A 23,413-nucleotide genomic window follows, 5' to 3' on the forward strand; every position below is an offset into this window, starting at 1 on the left:
ATGTTGATGCCTTTTTGGCATCGTTTTCATCACAGCAAAAACCAGGAAGACAAAAAATGAGTGTAGCACTATTATGAAATCTTATTTAGTCGCTAGCCTCGATGTTGTCCCAACACGAATATAGATTTCCTCTTTTCCGCTATGGCGAACGACGTAGGGCTTCGAAATACCGATGGGAAAGCTAATGACAGCAACCAGTTTGCCATCATCCAATTTCACCTCTTCGTAAAACGGCAGCATCATCGGATGAATTTTGCTCTGAAAGACATTCATAACCCACTCTTCAAGATCATGCCTTTGCACGCCACTAATAGCGCCGTCATCTTCCACACCCAGCAGTACCCGTCCCCCTTGAAAGTTGGCCATAGCAACAACTTCTTTGGCTAATTGCTCAGGACGTATATCATCTCGCTTAAACTCCACACCTGAGTTTTCGCCATTGGCAATAATTTCCAACAATTCTGTTTTTAACATCGCTCTCTCCCAAGGAAGTAAGGCATTCAATTAAAGCCGTACTTTTCACGGCGTTGATTAAACGCACTCTTACCACCTTCCAATATATCTGCCGCTAGTTTTTGCACTTCTGGCATATCGATCGCACCCTGTTGTTCTGGCAGGATCAACCCTTTGTTATCTTCCACACTCAGCACACCAATCCATTCCGCGTCACCAAATACCGGAATATTGGCGTTGTGGGTTGCGAACAAGAACTGTCGGTTTAGCTTGGCTCTGCGCAGCTCAGCAACTATACGTTCAGCAATAAAGGCGTTATCAAGGTTATCCTCCGGTTGATCAAGGATAAGCGGATCTTGGTTGTCCAATAGCAACAGATGCAGAATCGCCGTACATTGTTGGCCGGTCGATAGTTCCCCAATTGGGCGGAAAACGGCCTCCCGTTCACCGTGAGTGATATTCAGTTCGATCGCTATTGTATCGGGAAGCAGCAACTCTTCTAGCTCAAGCAGTTTATACTCAGGCAAACGGCTTAACGCTCGCACAACGGAATTAGATATATCGAAATTAGAGGTTAATTCAGCCTCGCCTCGGCGAATAGTGGCAGCAAGATTAGCTGGTGTGAACTCACCCTCTAAAACCCACGCTAGTCTTTCCTGCCCAACACCTTCCAAGTTGCAATCACTCAAGAAATTCACCAATTCTTGGCGGTTACCTTCAGAATTCAGGCTAAGGCGTACTTTCTGATCCAACTTGCGATTGAGCCGTTTAACCGACTTCTGCATGGCGCTAGCATGTGCACTGGTCTGCTGATCTAACTCAAGTAATAGTTTCTTCCGCTGACTATAGAGCTCGTTGAGTTGGGTTTGTCGGTTTTGCAAAGCAGTTTCTTTTGGGCGAATCTGTTCAATTTGCTTTAGTAAGGTTTGATATTCAGTACCAATCTGCCGACCCGTTTTACCCTGACTTGTAGGTATGTCTTTAAACGCATTTTCAAGTTGTTGTTCTTCCGCTCGCAACCTTTCCGACAGTTGTTGCTGTAGAGGAAGTAAATCACCCGAGGCTTTGCTGGAGAGCTCTTCAACCCGGATTAAACATTGAGTTAAAGAGCTTTTTAACATTTCCAAAACTTGACGCTTTTGTTTTAAAAGATCTGAGTGTGGCAATCCTTCTAAGCTGGCATCGCTTAAAAATACCGTATCTGGCAAACTGTCTTTTAAGATGTTGATAGATTCTTTTACTTGAATAATTTCTTCATTAACTCTCCCACTCAGTTGTTTTTCCTTTTCCAGCTTTGGAATCACTTTCAACTTTTCATCAATACCTAGCGCTTGGAATTGTTTAGCCTGATCCAATAACTTGGGTAAGCGCTCAACTTCTGCCTCAACATCTGCTTTTTGGCTAAGCGCACGAATAATGGTTTCACGATTATCCTTAAGGCTCTCTAGCACTTCGGTTATGGCCTTATCAAACTGTTCGTGCTCACTTTCTAAGAATCGTGCAATGAGTAGGTTTCGGCTTTGCTCATCCCGAGTCATTTCATAAATTTCATTCTGACCATACAGCTCAACGCCAGGCAGTAAATCTTTGGGGTGATAAGGTGAAATTCTGCCGTTTTCATGTACCACTGGCTGGTTTCCATATTTGCGGCTCACCGTAAATATGCGGCCATGCATGGTTGCAGAGCGAATACTTACTTCAACTATACCTTTTTCGATACCTAAGTTATTTTTTACAATAGCGTCATGCTGAGCTTTTGATGCTTTACCAAAAGGTTCTAAATCAAAAGCATAGCGAATACACTCCAGCAGGGTTGATTTGCCCGTACCTCTACCACCAATCACCGTGTTTAAGTGATCCGATAATTCAATATCCATACCATCAAGATAGCCACCGACAAAACGAATACGTTCGATAGCTGACGCATAGTTTTCCGGTTTGTCTGAATTTAGCCGCACTCTGGAGCCAGCATCTAAAAAAGCTTGCTTGAAAGAAGTGAAGCAGGGCTTGGTCATTTTAATTAAACAAGAAGCGCCATCAGCTTTAATCTCTTCAGGCTTTGCCACATCAGCGGCATTGATGGCAGCCATTTCCCGCTCGCGGCGATAGTCATCATTCTTATTCAGGAAAACTTTGCGATAAAAGTCGCTTTCTACACCCTTTAAGTCGTCAACTGAACCTGGGATCTGAGCAGCCAACAGCCCTTTATGTTGCCAAACATGATTCATTCGCCGCTTTAACACGCCATCATCATTGGTACAGTGGGCCGCGAAAATAAAACCACCCTTATCGTTTACGTAATTAATAATAGCCGTGGCAGACTTCTGCACAGGGGCTTCCGGCTGGTTTATATCCACACCCAGTGCTCCCAAATGCATTTTTATCAGATTAGCCGAAGCTGATTCATCAAACAGGCAAACGAAGTGAATTTTCTCAGTGGAGGCAACTTCAAAGCCGGGGAACACCACGATTCCATGTTGTGCAAAGAGATCTCTGATCTTTTCAAAACCATTCACCGACCCATGATCAGTCAGGCCAATGACTTCAATTCTCATCTCTAGCGCAGCATTTAACCATTGCTGGTTATAGTCATCTTCAGAAAGAGTCGGTTGCTGCCCCCGATATTTTATGTAGCCTGAAGAATTTACCTGCAATGCACACTTGAAAAAACGTGCTTTAGTGTACTTATTGGTCTGGATAGTCATACTTATACTCCACTTATACAGGCATATTCATCGTTCAGGTCTTGGTAATTTACATCGACAAAATTGTCTTACAGCAGATCCGTATTAAGTCCTGCGGTTTTCAAACGCTGCGTCAAATTGCGCATTTTACTGAACTCAGTGCCAAAACTCAGGCTAAGCCCAACACCTTCACAAAAATCTTTAGCTGTAATGTTTTTCAGCTCATCGGCATACTTAATCATTTGTAGATGTAGTTCAGCCGTGTACTGATTGCGTGGCGCATTCGCTAAAACTTGCTTGATCCTTTCGTAAATATCTTGTTCGTTTATCATAACCTTTACCATCGAACATCTAGCTAATTTAGCTAAATTATATAATTTATATGTGTACCGCAAGGAAAACTGAAAACTGTAGTTGCGTTGGTAAAATTTGCAAATAGATGGGGGATGGTTTGCTTTACTGATCGCAAGTATTTATCTGACAACAGTTGGATAATGCGGCTGCCTTAGGAAGATTTTTGCCAAGCGCAATTGTAGCCACTTATTATCTTATCGAACAGATTAAAACAGAGTGTCAATCCTCAACAGGGAAACTTGATCCAGCTCCCAATAATTCAGAAAAATTAAAGAAAAAATAGCTAAGTCCGATAAAATATGAAATAAAATTTCAATAAACTATATAATATAGATGGAATTATAAAATGAAGTATGATCCACGGTTAAGAACATTTGTTGATAATGATTACAGATTAGAAGATCATCTTGATTTTAAGAAGCAAATAGAAGATCAGAAATATAACCGTATGCTATTGGAATTGGAACATCAATTTAAACTAAACCAAGAAGTTATTGCTTTACTGACAAAAGATGAAGCCATAGATTATATGAAAACACTAGATCATAATTTCTATAATTCATGGAAAAGTAATATTAAAACTATCTATTCATATACTGATCCAGTTTCATCTTTTGCTGGTAATATCTATGATTCTTTTGGGGTAGCAAGAATAGTAAGTGATTTAAGAGGTTTCGGTGTCGAAGCAACAGAGTATTTTGGTAAGGATGGAAGAAGATATATAAAGTTATCAGGGTACCCTGGTGTAAGAAACTATTTAAACGCCACAAGATATCTTGCTAATAGTCCACGTATAGTGTCTTTTGGGGTAGGTACGCTAGGTATTGAAGCTGGAATTGCCCAAGGTGCTAGATTCGGTATAGTATTCTCAGCCGCATATAGACTAGTTGAGTTAATATTTAAAGATGAATATGGATTGGTTGATTTGTTCGTTAATTTAACAATGGATGGTGCAAAGTTAGCTATTTCAATAGGTATTGCTACGGCTGCTAATACTCTAATAGTTTCCCCACTCTTAGCTGTAGGAGGAAGTCTTATGCTTGTAGCTCTTGGCGTTTTTGCTATTGGGTTTCTAACTTCTCTCGCTTTATATTGGTTAGATGACCATTTTAAAATTAGTGAAACGATAATTAAAAACATAAAGAATAAAAAAACAAATTCGACACCATACCATCCGGATCAGTTTTTTAATATGTGGGGAAGGTTTAGCCGTGGATAATATAAATGAAAATAAAGCCAAATTATATTCTGGAATTTTATTGCTTCTTTTTATGGCAGTGTTATCTATATTTTTTTCGTTGAATGATTATATCGATTTTTTTAAGCATGATAGTGTTATTACATTCTCATGGAAAAGCGCGGGAGCTATTTGGTTTAGTCCTGTGTTGATTTATATTTCTTTTATTTTATATAGAATCTCATTGGGTAAGGTGAAACGTCTTAATAGTAAAATAGGAAATTATGTTTCATATGTGTCAATAACAGGCATTATTCTTACTTTATTTGTATCTTTTTATGTTGATGATGAATTAAAATCTGAGGGATATTTAATCTGTAGTAAATCATCATGGATGGCTCCAAATAAGTATGTTAAGGACATTTCACTTTGTCACTAAGCATATATTTTATATGCTTAGTGTTTTATTTTTATTTAATAATTTCTATCTTCCCATATGCTATAAGCAGATGTGCCGGCTGTTATATGATTCCATGAGATGGATTTATAGTTGAGTGAAACTCTTTCATATGGCATGGCATCAAAATCATTTATAGAATGCGGGTATATACAAGAAATATCTGAAATAGTGGCTTCAGTGATTTTTACTTCATAGAATAACTCCAGTTGACCAGCTTGACTTGTTCTGTAAAAAACAAAAGCACCATTTAGAGATTCATTTGAATCTATTGCCATCGCTAATAATGGTGATGATTTATCTACTGGTTTAATGAATTGTATTGGTTGATGACTGACATTCTGCTGGCGCGTTATTGTGTGGTTTAAACTCAGTACCTGTATTTGGTTTTCGTGGCCATTTTGATACCTGTTTCCTATTGAATCTAGGGTTGAACACCCAGCAGAGATCAGCCCTTGTTTTTTACCATTCAAAGACAAATAAATCATGTATGACATAAAATTTCCATCCTAATTTTTTACAATTCAACCTAATAAATCTAATAAGTTAACTATATACCCTAACATATAAGTAAAAATTACAATATTAATATAAAACAAGAAATAGAAATCTAAAATGTTGTTTGTTACTTGTATTAAAGTTGAATGTAAAAAAGGTGATTTAAATCACCTTTTTTATTTGGCTGTCTTCTTTTAATTTGAAATGTAAAGAGACAACGAGATAACATTACGACCATTAAGGTTACTTTTTTGATTTAATTCCTTAATGGCTGGTTTTAAAAGAAACTTATTCAAGTCTCTAAATTGTAAATATTTACCTTCAATTCAGAACATGGTTCTAAAGTCACTAAGGTTAACAAGTCTGTCCCCTATTTCGACTTTCTGCCCGTAGCGGTGAAGGTATCGATTTATTACGCGATCATCTGAAAGAAACGATGGGTTTTAGCAGTAATACCGGAGGTGGTTTCTTGGCGCGTCGTCGTCATTTACAAGCATTAAATACTGCGGCGGAACATTTGCAACAGGGCCATGAACAATTAGTGGTTGCTCGCTCAGGTGAATTGCTGGCGGAAGAGCTACGTTTGGCACAGCAGGCTCTGAGTGAGATCACGGGTGAGTTTACTTCTGATGATCTGTTAGGAAGGATTTTTTCGAGTTTTTGTATTGGGAAGTAAGTGGGTAAAAGGCGGAACTAGAACTTTTTTACCGGTTATAGCAGGTGAAATTATATTTACCTGTTATAGCGTGTAAAAATTGATTTACCTGTTATAGCGTGTAACAATGAGGTTAACTGTTCAAATTGGTTGAACTCAATATGAAAGTGACTAACTCGAAACAACTTAGCGTATATTTAAAAGATATCAGGCTTACTCAAAAACTTTCTCAGGGCAAAGTGGCAAGCAAAGTGGGTATTCGGCAGGACACGGTATCGAGCTTTGAGCTGCACCCAGATTCTACCAAGCTGGAGACCTTCTTTAAGATTATGTCGGCGTTGAATTTAGAACTCGATATCCGGCCAAGAAACGTTACTAAGATAAATTCGTCAGTGGAAGATGATTGCACAACGTCGGACCCGGTGTGGAAAGAGGAGTGGTAATGGCAGCACTGGATGTCTACATGAACGGCTATCGGGTTGGAGTATTCACCAAAGCCAATACTGGCTCCCACCATTTCAAATATGATGAGTCCTGGCTTAGGTTATCGGGTAGTCGCCCCATTTCACTGTCTATGCCTCTGCGCCATCAAGCTTATCAGGGTGACGAGGTATATAACTTTTTCGATAATCTACTGCCGGATAATCCGGAAGTCAGAAGAAGAATCGTTGCCAGGCACAATGCTGAATCAACGCAACCTTTTGATCTGCTGGCTAAAGTTGGTCAAGATAGTGTAGGAGCTTTGCAACTGGTACCGCAAGGTACATCCGCCAACGATATCAAGAGGATTGAATACAAGCCCTTATCTGAGATGGAACTAGAGAAAGTGCTAACTGGCTACCGGGTTGGCGCGCCATTGGGGATGATCGAAGAAGAGGAAGATTTTCGTATATCCATCGCTGGCGCACAGGAAAAGACAGCGCTTTTAAATATTGATGGAAATTGGTGCCTGCCACTAAATGCCACGCCGACAACACACATCATCAAACTTCCCATCGGTAAAATTGAGAGTCATTCACACTCTATTGATATGTCTGAAAGTGTGGAAAATGAATATCTGTGCATGTTGATTGCCAGGATGTTTGGGCTGTCTGTTCCTCACTGCTTAATAATGAAAGTGGGAGAGGTAAAAGCATTAGCAGTAGAACGATTTGATCGCAAGTATTCATCTGACAACAGTTGGATAATGCGGCTGCCGCAGGAAGATTTTTGCCAAACCTTGAGCGTGCCTTCGGCGAAAAAGTATGAAAGTCATGGTGGTCCTGGGATTCCTGAGATCATGTCCTGCCTCTTGGGTTCGGCTAAAGCCGAGACTGACCGTTATGAATTTATGAAGATCCAGGTATTGTTTTGGCTGTTGGCTGCCACAGACGGCCATGCAAAAAACTTTTCACTGTTTATTGAGGCTGAAGGGCATTATCGGCTAACGCCTTTTTATGACATTCTTTCCATGTACCCTGTATTCGGAGGCAGAGGGCTTCATCCCCGAGATGCCAAATTGGCTATGGGGCTAACTGGGACAAGAGGTAGGAAGTACAATATAGAGCAGATATTCCCAAGACACTTTTTTCAAACAGCCAAGGCCGCTGGATTTGATAAGGATTTGATGGCAAGAATTCTTATTGAATATGCTGAGACGGTTGATATAGTTGTCATGAATGTCAGAGGCCAGTTGCCTATAGATTTCCCTGTTCATATCAGTAGCTCGATATTGGGAGGGTTACAAGCCAGAGCAAAGCGCCTGAAAATTGGATGGGGTTAACATTTTCATCAACATTATCTACAGCAAGTGCCATATAAATATGGCACCCACTCACATTATGATTTTATAACTTACTTTTTATCTGCAACATCTAGTTGCTGATAAATATAGTGTTTATAACTCTCCACTAGCGCTTTATCTTGACAATCATCCAACGCTCCCCGGCAGAGATGACGCATTGCCATATTTGCTCGGTAAAAAGGTGAAGCATCCAGTTTGGCTCTCTCCATAATTATGCTGCCAAGGAATGAAATATCCGTCAGTTCATCAGTCTGAATAGCTTCTCCCTGTTGCAAGTTATCTCGCATAGTAAATTGGGTGATATGACCCGGATTTGAAAATACACCATTGTACTGATTTAGACTGATATTGGGTTGATGATCACCGAAGTAGAGGAACATGGTTGGCTTTTCCCGTTTAGCGACAAACTCACTGAAATCTTTAATTGCCGGATCAGAAGTTTTGATTTTCTCCATATAGTGACTGAACTTACCTACTGCCTGTGAATTTTTCACATGTCCGGTAAGCCCGTAATCATCAGAGTGATCTTCATCATATGGACCATGTTCATACATGGTTAGTGAGAAGATAAAGATTGGCTTATCCGTTTCCTGTGCCAAAATTTCTTTCACATAATCCAACATCTCTTGCGTAGAAATAGTCCACAGATTTTTATCGAGACTGGCGGGATATCCCAATTCCTGTGGTTGAATAATGCGATCAACTCCGAGAGTCTGATAAGCATGACCCGAATGATAAGAAGATTTATTAAATGGCGTCAAAACAACCGTGTAATAACCATTCTGTTTCATTTCACGGAACAAGCTGTATTTCAGGTGATCAACAATAAAATAAAAAACCGCATTTTTACGTGAGCCAAAATCATCTGTATTTAAGCTGGTCAGAGCGGAGAACTCGGATAACCAGGTACCACCACCGAAAGTTTGCACCCGCATTGGGCTTTGTGCGCTGACGCCAGAATCCCGTTGGAACATATAAAGATTAGGTAAGCGGATGTCATCAGGCAATTGATAGATATGTGGAGTCACAGTGGATTCCTGTAATAACATCACCACGTCAGGTTTAATCGCTGACTGCGGCACAGGCAGCACAACATTTTTAGCCTGTTGCAGAAAATAATCGGATGATTGCCCAAGTTGAGGCGCATGATAGTTGGCGTCTTTAGCCGACATCACCATATTGGTGACTGTACCACGTCCTTTTGGTAGTGAAGATTCCCACTGTTCTCTGAATGCATTGGCAGTAGCGCTCACTTCCCATGTACAGAACGCCGCTAGAATCAAGCCGACAGTACGCCATTTGAAACCACGGAGGGGAGAGGATTTTTTCCAGCTCAGAGTCATGTTAAAAATCAACCAGATAAACATAGCGGCAACGCCCAAACCGGCCAGCCAATAGTGGCGTAATGTTTCCTGATTGGCAGGATCAAACATCAAGTTCAGATCGGAAAACATCAACTGCTCTTTATAGTAATGAACTTTTATTTGATTGAGGAACTTAAAGATAATGAATAGTGTTCCGGTAAAGGCGGTAGAAAACAGTAACCGGGCTGACACGAAAAACACTAGGCCAAATATCACACCAAACACACCGACAGCGATCAGTGCCGGGTAAATATCTTCACTTTTTTCAAAAACCAGTATTAAAGTTGCAATAAACAATAATCCCAGATAAGCACCTGATATTATTTTCTTTTTCATATCGTATTCGATCCAGTTAATAGATGGTCCACAGTTGGCAAAAATAGCACAGATTAGTTAACTCGATGAAACAGGGCGGTGATTTTGCTGAAATCATCTATATTTTAAATAAAGAAATCATCAGAATAGCCCATTATCTCTGAGAATATGTGACTCAGCCTGACGACGAGTAAAACCACTGCGATCAAAAAATTCCAATATCTGAATAGCCAATTTACGACCGATACCGAATTGATCACGAAAATCCGCAGCGGTAATTGCACCATGATTTTGATTAAATTGGCGAATCAGTTCCGCGAATTGTTGAATTCGTTGGCTGCCATAATAACGATCAGGAACAATCGCGATAATATGCCCCAGTTGAGCTGATTTTTTCAATAGATTGCGGACTGTTGCCTCTTCTTCTTTTAAATCAGCAGCCAGATCACGTACCCACCAAGGATCATCTGTGAAATAGGGCACTATTCGTTGCCACAATTTTGCCTGTTCATCGCTAAAAGCTAAACCGTGTTCAGGAAGATATAACCAACCACGTAACTGCTTTAGCTGTCCATCAATGAGCAATGCATCTATCAGAGTATAAACCAGTGCTTCATCCAGCGTTGGCAGCGCCATCCGTTTCAGACGAGCCCTTCCTAAACCCAGTTGCTCAACATGTTGCTGGTGATATTCGGCCAAAACTTGTAGTAACTTCTGCTTTGCTAACCTGGCATTGTTCTGTGACAACACCATACCATCGGCAATAATCACATCCTTATCAATGATTAGCTGGTGGAGAGTTGCTTCCGTTAACTGACGCGCCCAAGAAAAATGGTCGAGAGAAAGTGCGCCTCGTGGCAGATGGCGAGCTAAATTAGCCGCATGATCTGATGTTTTGGCAAGCAGAGTGAGCCAATGCAAAAATTCTGGCTGGCGCTTACCACGGCGGGGAGAATTTAGGTTTATCACCCGCGCGCCAGCCAGTGTTTTTCTGGCGCTGATATCTCGCAGTATTAGCCGATCATTCTCAACCAACCACAATGGGCTATCAAATACCAATTCAGCCAGCAGAGGCTTATCAGAAAGCTGATTTAGTAATGAAATCCGCCCCGTTATATGGCTGGCGGCATGATGAATATGAAGTGGTTGCCAGTTTCGCAAAGGTTCATCAGTTTCTACTTCTACCAATACCTTTTCTACCTGCTCAAAGGGTTTGTGGGAAAGTAGCCAATCACCACGGGAAACCTGTTCTTTATTGACATCACCAGTAATATTCAGTGCAATACGTTGCCCGGCCTGAGCCGTATCGGTTTGTTGATTCTGAGCATGCAAGCCACGTACTCTGACTTGTTGATCCCGGCCGGTCAGCCAGAGAATATCTCCCAAACTGACCCGGCCAGACAATGCTGTTCCCGTTACTACCAGACCCGCTCCTTTTACACTGAAAGCGCGATCTATCGCCAGACGAAAACGTTGATGTAATTTTTCATGTTGCTTATTTTGCTGATGTAACTGCAACAAATGTTGCCTCAAAGGAACGATACTTTCTTCATCTATCGCGGTCGTTACAAACAGAGGCGGGGCGCCCCAACCTTGAGTTGCCAGCTCATATTCAATTTGCTGACGGACTTCAACTATTCGTTGTGATTCCACTCGATCGGCTTTAGTGAGCGCAACGGTTATGGACGGATAGCCAATCAAACGCAGAATGGCTAAATGTTCTCTTGTTTGAGCCATTACTCCGTCGTCACAGGCAACCACCAATAAAACATGATCGATACCCCCGATCCCTGCCAACATATTAGCGAGGAACTTTTCATGTCCGGGCACATCGATAAAACCAACCGCAGAGCTATCCGGTTGCGGCCAATAGGCATAACCCAAATCGATGGTCATCCCGCGCTTTTTCTCTTCCGGTAAATGGGCTGTATTAACGCCGGTAATCGCTTGAATAAGTGTGGTTTTACCATGATCAACATGGCCTGCGGTGGCAAAAATCATAATAGTTTCAGAGAATTATTATATTTCGGTAATTTATTGTATTTTAGAGAATTACAGCAATAGTGCCTGCAATAGCGCTTTTTCATCTTCGAGGCAGCGTAAATCCAGCCACAAACGCCCGCCAGAAATACGGCCAAGAATGGGTTTGGTTAATCCACGCCAACGCCGGGCCAACCGTTCCAATGAGTTCCCCTGACCATCAATAGCAGCGAAAGTCAAAGCCCAACTTGGCAGACGATCAACCGGCAGTGAGCCGCTGCCAATCTGTGAATAACATGGCTCGTCACGAACAATAAACTGATCACCGTAACGCGCTTGAAGCTGAGGTAATAACCGTTGCGCCATATCATGCACTTGTTGTTGTGAACGAGTTAATAAGCGTAACGTTGGCAACTGCTGGCAAAGCTGTTCGGGGCGCTGATATAACCGCAGTGTGGCTTCCAAAGCGGCCAGCGTCATCTTATCTGCCCGCAAAGCACGTTTCAGCGGATGACGCTGAATTGCTTCTATCCAGCGCTTTTTGCCGAGAATAATGCCGGCTTGTGGTCCCCCCAGTAATTTATCACCAGAGAAAGTGACCAGATCGATGCCCTGATTCAGATAATCCTGGGGCATAGGTTCGGCTGGTAATCCGTATTGCGCCATATTCATCATGGAGCCACTGCCCAGATCAATTGCAGTAAGGATTTGCGAGGCTATTCCCAGAGCGGCCAATTCACGGCCGGATACTTCTGCGGTAAAACCTTCAATATTGTAGTTACTGGTATGCACTTTCATGAGGAGAGCGGTCTCTCCATTAATCGCTTGTTGGTAATCTTTCAGGTGAGTGCGGTTCGTGGTGCCGACTTCAACTAGTCGGCATCCTGCCTGAACCATCACATCAGGAATACGGAATGCGCCACCAATTTCCACTAGTTCGCCACGAGAAACCACAACTTGCTTACCGGATGCCACGGTTGCCAATAATAGCAGCACCGCCGCTGCATTGTTATTAACAATACAGGCATCTTCCGCCCCGGTTAATTCACGCAGTAAATCCGCCAAAGCATGGTCACGGTGTCCACGCCCGGCGTCATTGAGAGAATATTCCAATGTTACGGGTGAACGCATCACTTGTGTTACCGCCTCAATAGCCGATTCTGCCATTACTGCTCGGCCAAGATTGGTATGAATCACCGTACCACTGAGGTTGAACACCGGCTTTAAAGCCAAAGTTTGTTTCTGTTCCAGTTGCTGATCGAGTGCCAGGACCCAGTTATCACACCAATCAGGCAGTGCCTGATACTGCTTGATATGGATTCTGGCCTGCTCCTGCATCCCTCTTAATGTTGCCGTTACCAACGTCTGTCCATATTGATCCATAAATGGGGTGATTTGTGGATCACGCAATAGAAGATCAATAGCGGGGAGCTGGCTGTACAACGGGCACGGTTTATATGTCATGGCAATTCCGTCAACTCACTGTTACTCATTTGGGAACAAAAACGGGTTGATGCTACTGCGGGCAAAACCTTCTTCTTCCATTTTAGCATCGAGGATCAGTGAAGCTAGATCATCAGCAATGGCCTCAACTTTCGGATCTTTCTCCTGATAGAGAATTTTCAAATAACTACCACAATCGCTGCAACTTTCCGCTTTCACAGCGGCGTGTTCACTATCCAGCGACCAATAATTAAGATCGCGTGTCTGTTCGCAGTTACTGCATTTTACCCGCACTACGTGCCATTCACTTTCACACAAACTACAATGCAGATAACGCAGCCCGTTGGTTGTGCCAATCTGAACAACACTTGAGACTGGCATACTGCTACAAACTGGACAGAACTGACGATGTTCACCATATTCCGCCTTCGCTTTTCCTGGGATTTGATTTGCCATTTGCGCCCAATAGAGGGAGAGTGCCGCCCAGATAAAAAGCGCTTTTTCAGGGGGGACTTTACTGAATTCATTCTTCAGCAAAGCGTCGGCCATCTGTTCCAACTCCTGCTCCGATGCCTTTGCTAGATTATCCAGAGCGGCATTAACATGTTCCGACGCGTCCGGCAGTAATTCCGCTATCAGAGAATGAAGCAATTTTTGCCAGTGTTTAGTACGTTGGAAGGTTTTGCAATCCAAAGGCGGCTTATCTTCAATAACAGATTTTTCTAAGATATCGGCTATCTCCATTTTCAATGGATTATCATGTAATGCTTTTTGCTGAGCTTGGGCAACTTGTGCTGAAAAGTTAAGATAATCAACGAACGGGCTCTCTTCTGCCAGTTGCTGCAAGCGTTCTGTCCGGCGCTGATAAAGGTTTCTCAGGTTAGCAAAAAGCAATGGCGGGATATAATCTGCGGCTTTTTCATTGCTACGATCTTTACTTAGTTGTTCTTTAGGAACGATGCGAATACTCATTAAGTTCTATCTTCCTGCTATCTGCTTAGGGCTTTCAGGTTAATAATAATCTTAAGCTTGTTCTCAGCGCTCAGCATAGATCAAAAGTAGTTTTTGGGCTACAGAGATAATACTGGAAATGATGTGGTCAATAATAACCAATATATTCATGAAATGATTGCGAATTTTTTTATAACCATTCATTCTTTGTGTAAATTTTTTTCTGAAAGAAAAATATTGTTAAGAAATTGCTTTTAATTTAATCCTAAAAATCCCTAAAAAGAGTTAATTGTGATCTTTAACATTTCTTTCTATTATATTTAATATGGCCTAACGAGTAATTAACTCACGCCTAAAATACATATAATTAAAGTGAATAATTAATTGTAAAAAGAGAATTAAGTTTTCGTTACCTCATAAGGAAAAGATAGCAAAGCTAATAATTACATTTTGGTTTAAATGCGTTTCAACTATATATAGTTAGTCATAGTGGTACTATCTATATTCTATATAATAACCTCATTTAAAAATACAGAAAGGGTAATTCAATGCTAATCAATCTCATTACGTCATATAGAAAAACAGCCGCAATCTACACTTTTGTGGAAGCTGGTTTGTCTATTCACTTTAAAAATGGAACCTATGTAGATATTAACAAACTTGCCGATCAATATGGTATTGATTATTCTAGACTTAATCGACTATGTGATTTCTTAACTGAAATAGGAGTATTGGTTGGCGGCAATGGTGGGTTTGCACTTTCAGATGAATGCAGTGCGCTTGCTGATCCTGATAGTTTGGAATTCTTAACAATAAAATATGAAATCAATCCAGGGCATTGGGATGCTTGGTTAATGTACCCAAAATCCTTACTGGAAAACAATGGTAAATCAGCATTTGAGATGGTGTATGGAAAACCATTCTTTGAGCTTTGGGATAGTGATAAAGAACTAAAATCAAATTTCGACGCTTTAATGTCAAAATATACAAACAGAATAATTGAAGAACTGCTTGTTATTTATGATTTTAATAAATATAACAGAATATTGGATCTAGGGGGCGGAGACGGAGAGCTTTTGATCAGAGTCAGTGAAAAATTCAAAGGAAAAGATTATGCTGTATTGGACAGATATAATGAAATTCCTATTTATGAGGGTATAGATTTCATAAATGGCGATTTTTTTGAGCCAATTCCGTCAGATTATGATTTATATATTTTAAAGAATGTCCTCCATAATTGGCCTGATAATGAAGCAATATCTCTTTTAAAGAATTGCCGAAAGGTGATGGATGATAATGCAAACCTTCTGATAATAACCTTAATGAAAAAAACAAAATCCCCAATGGTTAAATCTGTCGATTTATTAATGGATGTTCTATATTTAGGGAAAGAGCGCTATTTAAGTGAATTCGAACATCTGGCTGATCAGGCGGGACTCGTCGTTCGATATTCTAAAGATATAGATGGAATGTTTTCACTTATCGAATTAGGGGTAAAATAAATTATAGAGATTCATAATTATTTCCAAAGGTGATTATATTTATATTCCACCGTTAGGGAATATATATGTGGCATCAATATATTTGATGCCAATTTTTATTTTATGCTAATGAAGTATATATGTAGTAAAATAAAAAGAAAAATTACTCTCTGGCAATAAAAACGGTTAATAATTATATTAAATAATCCTATTTTATTTTCGAAATTTATAGGAAGAGTTAATTGTGATCTTTGTCATTTCTTTTGGTCTAATTTAATATAGTCTGATAGCTAACAATTTTGCCTTAAAAATGCGTTATTAAAGTAAGTGGAGTAGTGGGAAAATAAGGATAATAAAATCTTTATTATCTCATTAAGAAAAGGTAACGAAGCTAATAATCACATATTAGTTGTCGGAATACCTAATTAATCATCATGGTATTTCATGCATTTTAGGTAAAATAATTCATCTCTTTATAATATAAAGACATAAAGGATAACTCAATGCTAGCCGAACTTATTGCTTCATATAGAAAATCAGCCGCAATCTACGCTTTTATCGATACAGGTTTATCTATTCACTTTAAAGATGGAGCTTATGTAGAGATAGACGAACTTTCCCGTCAATGTGGTATTGATTATTCCCGACTTGATAGATTATGTGATTTTTTAATTGAAATTGGGATATTGATTAACCACGGCGATAAAGTCACTCTTTCGGAAGAATGCAGTGCACTTGCCGATCCTGAAAGTATGGAGTCATTAATTGTAAAATGGGAACTAAGCCCAGATTGCTGGAATGCTTGGCCAATGTATTCGAAATCTTTACTTGAAAATGATGGAAAACCCGCATTTGAAATAATGCATGGAAAATCATTCTTTGAACATTTGGTTAGTAATAAATCACTCAAATCAAATTTTGATTCTTCAATGTCAAAGACCTCAGATAAAATCATTGGGAAGCTACTTGATATTTATGATTTTAGTCAATACGACAGAATATTAGATGTTGGAGGTGGAGAGGGAAATCTTTTGTTGAAAATCAGTGAGAAAGTAAAAGGAAAACATTACGCTGTATTAGATAGATATCATGAAATTCCTGTTTTGGAAAATATAGATTTTATAAATGGAGACTTTTTTAAATTAATTCCATCAGGTTATGATTTATATATTTTAAAGAATATTCTCCATGATTGGCCCGATGATAAAGCCGTATTAATTTTAGAAAACTGCCGTAAGGCAATGGATAGTGGTGCAAAGATTTTGTTGATAGGTTATATAAAAAAACCACAATATAAGGCGGTGATATATTTAGATATGTTAATGGATGCACTATTTTCAGGAAAAGAGCGTAATTTAACGGAATTCGAACGTTTGGCTAACCAGGCAGGATTGGTTATTCAAGATGTTAAGGATGTTGATGAGTGGTTTTCAATTATCCAATTGGGAATAAAATAACGAAAAGATAATTATATGGATATTTACCTGCTGAAAAAATATGTAACAAACATGGCATCAAAATATTTGATTCCATGTTTGTTTATATTAATGAAATATATAATCTTTAAAACGGGGAGGGAATTTATTCTCTGGGGATGAGAATTATTTAAATAGCAAGAATAAACATATTAAATCATTCTGTTTTATTTTTAAAACCCCTTAAACGAGTTAATTGTAATCTTAATTGTTTTTTTCTATTATAAGGAGAGTGATATATTTATTATATCACGAAAAAAGATAGTAAAGTTAATGATTACATTTTGGTTATCAGAATACCTAATTAATCATTATGGTATTTCCTGAGTTCTAGATAAAACATATAAAATAAATATGAAGGATAACTAATGCTAGTTGAACTTATTGCATCATATAGAAAATCAATTGCCATCTATACTTTTGTCGATACAGGTTTGTCTGTTCACTTTAAAGACGGGGCCTATATGGATATCAATGAACTTGCCAGTCAATGTGGTATTGATTATTCGCGACTTAATAGATTATGTGATTTATTAATTGAAATTGGAGTATTGGTTAGCAGTGATGATAAAGTTGCACTTTCTGATGGATGCCGTGCGCTTGCCGATCCTGAAAGTATAGAATCGTCAATGATAAAGTGGGAGTTTGATTCGGATTTTTGGAACGCTTGGTTAATGTATCCAAAATCTTTGCTTGAAAATAATGGTAAATCGGCATTTGAAATAGCTCATGGAAAACCAATCTTTGAATATTTGGATAGCAATGAATTGCTCAGAGCAAAATTTAATTCTTTAATGTCAAAAAACTCGGATAAAATGATTGAAAAATTATTTGATATTTATGATTTTAGTCAACACGATAAAATATTAGATGTTGGAGGAGGAAGAGGGAATCTTTTGATAAAAATCAGTGAAAAAGTGAAAGTGAAAGGGAAACATTACGCTGTGTTGGATAGATATAATAAAAGTCCTGCTTACGAAAATATAGATTTTATAGATGGAGATTTTTTCAAATCAATTCCATCGGGTTACGATTTATATATCTTAAAGAATATTATTCATGATTGGTCTGATAATGAATCAATACTCATTTTGGAAAATTGCCGAAAGGCAATGAATAATAATGCAACTATTTTATTAATAACTTTAATGAAAAAACCACAATCTAAATTTGTTAAATATTTAGATATATTGATGGATATGACATCTTTAGGGCAAGAGCGTAACTTAACGGAATTTGAATGTTTGGCTAACCGGGCAGGGTTGATCATTCAAGATGTTAAAGATATCGATGAATCATATTCAATTATTCAATTAGGTGTAAAATAAATTATAGATAATAGGAAGCTTAATCAAATATAATGATATGGATATTGTATGTTTGATAAATATATGTGATATATGGCGTCAAGATATTTGATGCCATATTTTTCTTTATGTCAATGAAATATTGATAATAAGAGGGATTTAATGGGGGAAATATTAAGATTAAGTTGTGTTTTCTTATTTTACTTTAAATGTAATGAAAATGGTTAATTGTGATCTTTATCATTTATTTTTATAAAATTTAATATAATATAATAATTTTATCTTAGAAATGGATAGTTAAAGTGAATTAAATTTTTGGAAAATAAGGAGAATGAAAATTTATTATTTCATGATGAAAAGGTAACAAAACTAATAATCACAATTTGGTGAAAATATGTTGTTAAGATACTTAATCAATCATCACGGTATTTCCAGAGTTTTATATAAGACATTTCATTTCTTTATCAGATAAAGGGCAACGTTATGTTAATCGAACTTATTACATCATGTAGAAAATCAACCGCAATTTATGCTTTTGTTGATATGGGGTTATCTGTTCACTTTAAAGATGGAGCCTGCATAAATATTAGCGAAATTTCCCGTCAATATGGTCTTGATCATGCTCGCTTTAGCCGCTTATGTGAATATTTAATCAAAATAGGGGTATTGGTTAACAGCGGTGAAGGAATTGCGCTTTCTGAGGAGTGCAGTGCACTTGCAGACCCGGAAAGTATGGAATCATTAATGATAAGGTGCGAAGTTAGCCCAGAATTCTGGAACGCTTGGTCAATGTATTCAAAATCCTTATCTGAGAATAATAGTAAAACGGCATTTGAAATAGCGCATGGAAAACCATTTTTTGAATATTTGGACAATCATGAATTGTTCAGATCAAATTTTGATTCTTTTATGTCAAAAAACTCGGATAAAATAATAGATAAAATACTCGATATTTATGATTTTAGTCAATACAACAGAATATTAGATGTTGGAGGGGGAGAAGGAAAGCTTTTGATAAGAATGAATGAAAAAGTAAAAGGAAAACATTACGCTGTATTGGATAGGTATAATGAAACCCCTGTTTTAGAAGATATTGAATTTATAAATGGAGATTTTTTTAAATCAGTTCCATCTGGTTATGATTTATATATTTTAAAAAATATTATCCATAATTGGTCTGATAATAATGCAGTATTAATTTTGCAGAGTTGTAGAAAAGCTATGGATGATAATGCAACTGTTTTGTTGATAAGCACAGTGAAGAAACCACGATTAGAAATAATTGACTCTACGGATATATTAATGGATGTATTATTATTAGGAAAAGAGCGTTATTTGAATGAATTAGAAGATTTGGCTCACCAGGCAGGATTTGTCGTTAAAGGTATTAAAGAGATAAATGAGAAATATTCAATTATAGAACTAGGGGTAAAATAAATTACATATAATCATGGAGCTACACAAAGATAGTGATATGGATATTGTGCCGCTGAAAATAGGTATAGCAAGTATGGCATCAAAATGTCTGATGCCATATTTTTATCTTATTTTATAAAAACATATAGATATTTGAAATATAATTCAGATATTTATAATGAATACAATTTTCATAAATATTATATTTTTAATATTGGAATTAATTAGTAATAGGTAGGGTACCACTACCCTTCATTGATGATCTTTAGGGAGGAATTTATTGATGTTTCTTTTCCTATTGCTTAAATAGCACACTTAAGAAATACCTGTAATTTTTCAGGTTTTATAATTATCATTTCTTTTATAAATGAATGTAAATGGAAATATATACACTGCGTTATTTTCGCTATTTAATTTTTTAAGGGTTATGAGAACAGTTAATTGTGATCTTTGTCATTTCTTTTTATCAAATTTAATATAATCTGATAGTTAACGTTTTACGCTCAAAAATGTGGAAGTAGGATGAATTGAATCTTTGTATAAAAAGATAACAAAGCTAATAATTACATTTTAATTCAAATGGGTTGTCAGGATATCCAATCTATCATCATGGTATTTCTTGGATTTTTGATAAAATATTTAATTTATTAATAATATATACCCTATGGATTTCAAGATGCATCGCGACGGCAAGGGAGCGAATCCCCGGGAGCATAGATAACTATGTGACTGGGGTGAGTGAGTGCAGCCAACAAAGAGGCAACTTGAAAGATAACGGGTATACAGATATAAAGGATGGCTCAATGCTAACTGAACTGATTGCATCAAATAGAAGATCAGCTGCAATTCATGCTTTTGTTGATACCGGATTATCTACTCACTTTAAAGATGGAGTTTATGTCGATATAAGCGAGCTTTCCCGTAAATCTGGTGTTAATTATGCTCGGTTTAGCCGATTATGTGATTTCTTAGCTGAAATGGGAGTGTTGGTTAGCAAAGATAATAAATTCAGACTTTCTGATGAGTGCCAGGTGTTTGCCGATCCTGAAAGTTTTGAGACATTCATGATAAAGCTTGAAATTTGCTCATATTACTGTGATGCTTGGTTAATGTATGGAAAATCCTTATTTGAGGATGATGGCAAATCGGCATTTGAAATGGCACATGGCAAGCCATTCTTTGAGTATTTGGATGGTAACAAATTTCTTAAATCAAATTTTGATGCTTTAATGACGAGAGTCTCAAATTTAATCGTTGAGAAGTTACTTGATATTTATGATTTTAATCAACACAATAGAATATTAGATGTTGGAGGGGGAGAAGGGAAGCTTTTAGCAAAAATCAGTGAAAAGGTAAAAGGAAAATATTACGCTGTATTGGATAGATATAATGAGCTTCCCGTTTCTGATAATATCGATTTTATTAGTGGAAATTTTCTAGAGTCAATTCCATCCGGTTATGATTTGTATATTTTAAAAAATATTCTCCATAATTGGTCCGACAGTGACTCAATACTTATTTTGGAGAATTTTCGCAAAGCAATGGATAAAAACGCATCTCTATTATTGGTAAATATGGTGAAAAGTCCAGAATTTTCTAGATCTTTCGATATATTAATGGATGTGTTATTTGCAGGGAAAGAGCGTAGTGTTGATGAATTTGAATATCTGGCTAACCAAGCTGGGCTTGTCGTTAAAGAGATTAAAATTGTAGAACAATCATATTCACCATATTCGTTTATCGAACTGCGGATAAAATAAGTAGTAGGAACTATAGATTATTCCCAAAGATGATTATTTGGATATTGCTTTTTTGAGGAATGAATACATAAAATAAAGCATCAGATTTTTTGATGCTTTGTTTTATATCAAATAAATAGATAGATTAAAATGGAAAATAAATTGAATTTAAAAATCGATGATAAAAAAATAATTTAAATAGAAATACTAAACCTAATATTTAATCATTTCTTGCACTATTCGCGCTTAATCAACAATAAGCAGGATATAATTACCCTGCTTTGATGATTATATTCGAAACGCATTAACGTTTCTCTTCTTGTTGTTCCTGTTTCATCATTTCACGATACCAACGTGGGTGATGTTTCTTCGCCCAACCACGGGTTACCCAACCTTCAACCATTGCCCGGAGAGATCCTTTCACCCAGAATGCCGCATAAGCGTGAACCATAACCGTTAAGATTAAACCAATAGCTGACATTGAATGGATTAGAAGCGCAATTCGAATTATCGGAATAGAGAAGAGATCAGCAAAATAGGGACGCCAAATAATAACACCACTGACAGCGAGTAATATCAGGCAAATACTGATGGCCCAATAGACCCCTTTCTGACCTAAGTTATACTGGCCAATATCGCCAGATTCCTCATTTTTCATAATTTTATGAATATTTTTCAGCCATACAATGTCATCTTTGTCGATAAAGTTATGTTTAAAATATCTGAAAAACATAAAGATAAATAAAATAAACATTGCTGAACCGACAAATGGATGCAAAATCCGTGATAATTGCGGTGTACCAAAGATATTCATCAGCCAGTTAAAAGAGGGGAAAAAGAATCCTAATCCACTAATGGCGGTGAATAGAAAACAGAGTACTACCGCCCAGTGATTTACTCTCTCAACTGGTGAATGACGGATAATAATATCTTTCCTACCTTTCATCGCTGTTCCTCCTCATTGGCTGATTTCTGTGAAGGCTCGGCATCGCGACGCGCGTTTTCTTCGTCTTCTTCCGTTACCCGGTTCGGACCAATACCCACATAATGGAAAAGGCTGGCAGCGAATGTGGCTGCGAATCCCACCGCGGCCAGCGGCTTCCAAATACCTTTCCAGAAGGTGACAGTCGGGCTAATAGTGGGATTGTCCGGTAGGCCATGATATAGCTGTGGCTTGTTAGCATGGTGCAGTACATACATCACATGGGTACCACCAACACCATCAGGATCGTATAAACCCGCATTCTCATAACCGCGGCCTTTCAACTCACTCACCCGTTCAGCCGCTAAATCCTTCATGGCTTTTTTACTGCCAAAATGGATTGCACCGGTCGGACAGGTTTTCACGCAGGCAGGTTCCTGACCGACGTTAACGCGATCAACGCACAGAGTGCATTTATATACCCGGTTATCTTCTTTGTTGAGTCGTGGCACATTGAATGGACAACCGGCAATACAGTAGCCACAGCCGATACAGTGTTCCGACTGGAAATCAACAATTCCGTTGGCATACTGAATGATCGCCCCTTCTGCTGGACAAGCCTTCAAGCAACCGGGATCAGCACAGTGCATACAACCATCTTTACGAATCAACCATTCCAGTTTGCCGTTCTCTTCAACCTCTGAGAAGCGCATCACGGTCCATGATTTGGCGGTTAAATCAGCCGGGTTATCATAAACACCAACGTTATAACCGATCTCATCACGGATATCGTTCCACTCAGAACAGGCCACCTGACAAGCTTTACAGCCGATACAGGTTGTCACATCAATCAGTTTCGCAACGCCCTCCTGGTCATCCCGCACCCGTGGCGCAGGAGTAAAAGAATTTGTGGCAGAGCGGCGAATGATGTCTTGAGTTTGCAATGACATAATTTTTCC

The 23,413-nt window shown here is 38.3% G+C and carries 20 protein-coding genes and 1 pseudogene; 10 read left to right on the forward strand and 11 right to left on the reverse strand.

All coding sequences use genetic code 11. The features are described 5' to 3' along the window. Window positions 1–81: 81 nt before the first annotated feature. The 3 genes from Phpb_RS01270 to Phpb_RS01280 all read right to left on the reverse strand — a co-directional run bounded on the left by Phpb_RS01270 (window position 82) and on the right by Phpb_RS01280 (window position 3,466). Window positions 82–474: an AlbA family DNA-binding domain-containing protein gene (locus tag Phpb_RS01270; protein WP_065388819.1), complete on the reverse strand. Its 393-nt coding sequence runs from the start codon at window positions 472–474 to the stop codon at window positions 82–84. Window positions 475–500: 26 nt separating this feature from the next. Then, a complete protein-coding gene (locus Phpb_RS01275; protein ID WP_205634721.1) occupies window positions 501–3,158 on the reverse strand; it encodes a TrlF family AAA-like ATPase in 2,658 nt (885 codons plus the stop codon). A 68-nt stretch (window positions 3,159–3,226) separates the two neighbouring features. Next, window positions 3,227–3,466: an HTH-like domain-containing protein gene (locus tag Phpb_RS01280; protein ID WP_065388914.1), complete on the reverse strand. Its 240-nt coding sequence runs from the start codon at window positions 3,464–3,466 to the stop codon at window positions 3,227–3,229. Between the two features lie 371 nt (window positions 3,467–3,837). On the opposite strand from Phpb_RS01280, the gene Phpb_RS01285 reads away from it, so the two are divergent. Further along, the gene (locus Phpb_RS01285; protein WP_075489367.1) at window positions 3,838–4,710 is read left to right on the forward strand and encodes a hypothetical protein; all 873 of its coding nucleotides are present in this window, start codon (window positions 3,838–3,840) and stop codon (window positions 4,708–4,710) included. After that, window positions 4,703–5,107 (forward strand): DUF1240 domain-containing protein, encoded by a 405-nt coding sequence (locus Phpb_RS01290; RefSeq protein ID WP_240492374.1) that lies wholly within the window; start codon window positions 4,703–4,705, stop codon window positions 5,105–5,107. Before Phpb_RS01285 ends, Phpb_RS01290 begins: the two co-directional genes overlap by 8 nt. A gap of 35 nt (window positions 5,108–5,142) precedes the next feature. Here the strand turns inward: Phpb_RS01290 and Phpb_RS01295 are convergent, their stop codons facing one another. Both Phpb_RS01295 and Phpb_RS27455 read right to left on the reverse strand, forming a co-directional pair. Continuing rightward, window positions 5,143–5,622, reverse strand: coding sequence for an Hcp family type VI secretion system effector (locus tag Phpb_RS01295; protein WP_065388821.1), 480 nt, complete (start codon window positions 5,620–5,622; stop codon window positions 5,143–5,145). Between the two features lie 195 nt (window positions 5,623–5,817). Continuing rightward, a complete protein-coding gene (locus Phpb_RS27455) occupies window positions 5,818–5,949 on the reverse strand; it encodes a hypothetical protein (RefSeq protein ID WP_391529915.1) in 132 nt (43 codons plus the stop codon). A gap of 44 nt (window positions 5,950–5,993) precedes the next feature. On the opposite strand from Phpb_RS27455, the pseudogene trmE reads away from it, so the two are divergent. The 3 genes and pseudogenes from trmE to Phpb_RS01310 all read left to right on the forward strand — a co-directional run. After that, window positions 5,994–6,299, forward strand: a pseudogene (gene trmE, locus Phpb_RS01300) (tRNA uridine-5-carboxymethylaminomethyl(34) synthesis GTPase MnmE); the annotation flags it as partial. Window positions 6,300–6,439: 140 nt separating this feature from the next. Next, window positions 6,440–6,721, forward strand: a complete 282-nt coding sequence (locus Phpb_RS01305; RefSeq protein WP_065388823.1) for a helix-turn-helix domain-containing protein — start codon at window positions 6,440–6,442, stop codon at window positions 6,719–6,721. Beyond that, window positions 6,721–8,040: a type II toxin-antitoxin system HipA family toxin gene (locus tag Phpb_RS01310; RefSeq protein WP_065388824.1), complete on the forward strand. Its 1,320-nt coding sequence runs from the start codon at window positions 6,721–6,723 to the stop codon at window positions 8,038–8,040. Before Phpb_RS01305 ends, Phpb_RS01310 begins: the two co-directional genes overlap by 1 nt. Window positions 8,041–8,111: 71 nt before the next feature. On the opposite strand, the gene Phpb_RS01315 is transcribed toward Phpb_RS01310, so the two are convergent. The 4 genes from Phpb_RS01315 to fdhE all read right to left on the reverse strand — a co-directional run bounded on the left by Phpb_RS01315 (window position 8,112) and on the right by fdhE (window position 14,135). Further along, entirely contained in the window at window positions 8,112–9,761 is a 1,650-nt protein-coding gene (locus Phpb_RS01315) for an LTA synthase family protein (protein WP_065388825.1), read from the reverse strand. A 120-nt stretch (window positions 9,762–9,881) separates the two neighbouring features. Then, window positions 9,882–11,741: a selenocysteine-specific translation elongation factor gene (gene selB, locus Phpb_RS01320; RefSeq protein ID WP_065388826.1), complete on the reverse strand. Its 1,860-nt coding sequence runs from the start codon at window positions 11,739–11,741 to the stop codon at window positions 9,882–9,884. A gap of 51 nt (window positions 11,742–11,792) precedes the next feature. Then, window positions 11,793–13,184: an L-seryl-tRNA(Sec) selenium transferase gene (selA, locus tag Phpb_RS01325; protein ID WP_065388827.1), complete on the reverse strand. Its 1,392-nt coding sequence runs from the start codon at window positions 13,182–13,184 to the stop codon at window positions 11,793–11,795. Window positions 13,185–13,205: 21 nt separating this feature from the next. Beyond that, window positions 13,206–14,135 (reverse strand): formate dehydrogenase accessory protein FdhE, encoded by a 930-nt coding sequence (gene fdhE, locus Phpb_RS01330; RefSeq protein ID WP_065388828.1) that lies wholly within the window; start codon window positions 14,133–14,135, stop codon window positions 13,206–13,208. A 527-nt stretch (window positions 14,136–14,662) separates the two neighbouring features. On the opposite strand from fdhE, the gene Phpb_RS01335 reads away from it, so the two are divergent. The 5 genes from Phpb_RS01335 to Phpb_RS01355 all read left to right on the forward strand — a co-directional run bounded on the left by Phpb_RS01335 (window position 14,663) and on the right by Phpb_RS01355 (window position 21,553). Further along, window positions 14,663–15,616, forward strand: a complete 954-nt coding sequence (locus Phpb_RS01335) for a methyltransferase (protein WP_065388829.1) — start codon at window positions 14,663–14,665, stop codon at window positions 15,614–15,616. Between the two features lie 482 nt (window positions 15,617–16,098). Further along, window positions 16,099–17,052, forward strand: a complete 954-nt coding sequence (locus tag Phpb_RS01340) for a methyltransferase (RefSeq protein ID WP_065388830.1) — start codon at window positions 16,099–16,101, stop codon at window positions 17,050–17,052. A gap of 386 nt (window positions 17,053–17,438) precedes the next feature. Then, on the forward strand, window positions 17,439–18,398 hold the full coding sequence (locus Phpb_RS01345) for a methyltransferase (protein WP_065388831.1): 960 nt from the start codon (window positions 17,439–17,441) through the stop codon (window positions 18,396–18,398). Between the two features lie 462 nt (window positions 18,399–18,860). After that, window positions 18,861–19,814 carry a methyltransferase gene (locus tag Phpb_RS01350; protein WP_065388832.1) on the forward strand — a complete coding sequence of 318 codons (954 nt, stop codon included), beginning with the start codon at window positions 18,861–18,863 and terminating at the stop codon, window positions 19,812–19,814. A gap of 782 nt (window positions 19,815–20,596) precedes the next feature. After that, on the forward strand, window positions 20,597–21,553 hold the full coding sequence (locus Phpb_RS01355; protein ID WP_065388833.1) for a methyltransferase: 957 nt from the start codon (window positions 20,597–20,599) through the stop codon (window positions 21,551–21,553). 283 nt (window positions 21,554–21,836) lie between these two features. Here Phpb_RS01355 and fdoI read toward each other — a convergent pair whose 3' ends face one another. Beyond that, a complete protein-coding gene (gene fdoI / locus Phpb_RS01360; protein WP_065388834.1) occupies window positions 21,837–22,478 on the reverse strand; it encodes a formate dehydrogenase cytochrome b556 subunit in 642 nt (213 codons plus the stop codon). Beyond that, window positions 22,475–23,404 (reverse strand): formate dehydrogenase subunit beta, encoded by a 930-nt coding sequence (fdxH, locus tag Phpb_RS01365; protein ID WP_065388835.1) that lies wholly within the window; start codon window positions 23,402–23,404, stop codon window positions 22,475–22,477. Before fdxH ends, fdoI begins: the two co-directional genes overlap by 4 nt. Between the last annotated feature and the right edge of the window lie 9 nt (window positions 23,405–23,413).

Source organism: Photorhabdus namnaonensis, assembly GCF_001684335.1.
Lineage (GTDB): Bacteria > Pseudomonadota > Gammaproteobacteria > Enterobacterales > Enterobacteriaceae > Photorhabdus > Photorhabdus namnaonensis.

What these genes read in the sequence shown, in the direction of transcription:
- Phpb_RS01270 (WP_065388819.1), bottom strand. Translation starts at nt 474, where the DNA reads ATGTTAAAAACAGAATTGTTGGAAATTATTGCCAATGGCGAAAACTCA.
- Phpb_RS01275 (WP_205634721.1), bottom strand. Translation starts at nt 3,158, where the DNA reads ATGACTATCCAGACCAATAAGTACACTAAAGCACGTTTTTTCAAGTGT.
- Phpb_RS01285 (WP_075489367.1), top strand. Translation starts at nt 3,838, where the DNA reads ATGAAGTATGATCCACGGTTAAGAACATTTGTTGATAATGATTACAGA.
- Phpb_RS01295 (WP_065388821.1), bottom strand. Translation starts at nt 5,622, where the DNA reads ATGTCATACATGATTTATTTGTCTTTGAATGGTAAAAAACAAGGGCTG.
- Phpb_RS01305 (WP_065388823.1), top strand. Translation starts at nt 6,440, where the DNA reads ATGAAAGTGACTAACTCGAAACAACTTAGCGTATATTTAAAAGATATC.
- Phpb_RS01310 (WP_065388824.1), top strand. Translation starts at nt 6,721, where the DNA reads ATGGCAGCACTGGATGTCTACATGAACGGCTATCGGGTTGGAGTATTC.
- Phpb_RS01315 (WP_065388825.1), bottom strand. Translation starts at nt 9,761, where the DNA reads ATGAAAAAGAAAATAATATCAGGTGCTTATCTGGGATTATTGTTTATT.
- selB (WP_065388826.1), bottom strand. Translation starts at nt 11,741, where the DNA reads ATGATTTTTGCCACCGCAGGCCATGTTGATCATGGTAAAACCACACTT.
- selA (WP_065388827.1), bottom strand. Translation starts at nt 13,184, where the DNA reads ATGACATATAAACCGTGCCCGTTGTACAGCCAGCTCCCCGCTATTGAT.
- fdhE (WP_065388828.1), bottom strand. Translation starts at nt 14,135, where the DNA reads ATGAGTATTCGCATCGTTCCTAAAGAACAACTAAGTAAAGATCGTAGC.
- Phpb_RS01335 (WP_065388829.1), top strand. Translation starts at nt 14,663, where the DNA reads ATGCTAATCAATCTCATTACGTCATATAGAAAAACAGCCGCAATCTAC.
- Phpb_RS01340 (WP_065388830.1), top strand. Translation starts at nt 16,099, where the DNA reads ATGCTAGCCGAACTTATTGCTTCATATAGAAAATCAGCCGCAATCTAC.
- Phpb_RS01345 (WP_065388831.1), top strand. Translation starts at nt 17,439, where the DNA reads ATGCTAGTTGAACTTATTGCATCATATAGAAAATCAATTGCCATCTAT.
- Phpb_RS01350 (WP_065388832.1), top strand. Translation starts at nt 18,861, where the DNA reads ATGTTAATCGAACTTATTACATCATGTAGAAAATCAACCGCAATTTAT.
- Phpb_RS01355 (WP_065388833.1), top strand. Translation starts at nt 20,597, where the DNA reads ATGCTAACTGAACTGATTGCATCAAATAGAAGATCAGCTGCAATTCAT.
- fdoI (WP_065388834.1), bottom strand. Translation starts at nt 22,478, where the DNA reads ATGAAAGGTAGGAAAGATATTATTATCCGTCATTCACCAGTTGAGAGA.
- fdxH (WP_065388835.1), bottom strand. Translation starts at nt 23,404, where the DNA reads ATGTCATTGCAAACTCAAGACATCATTCGCCGCTCTGCCACAAATTCT.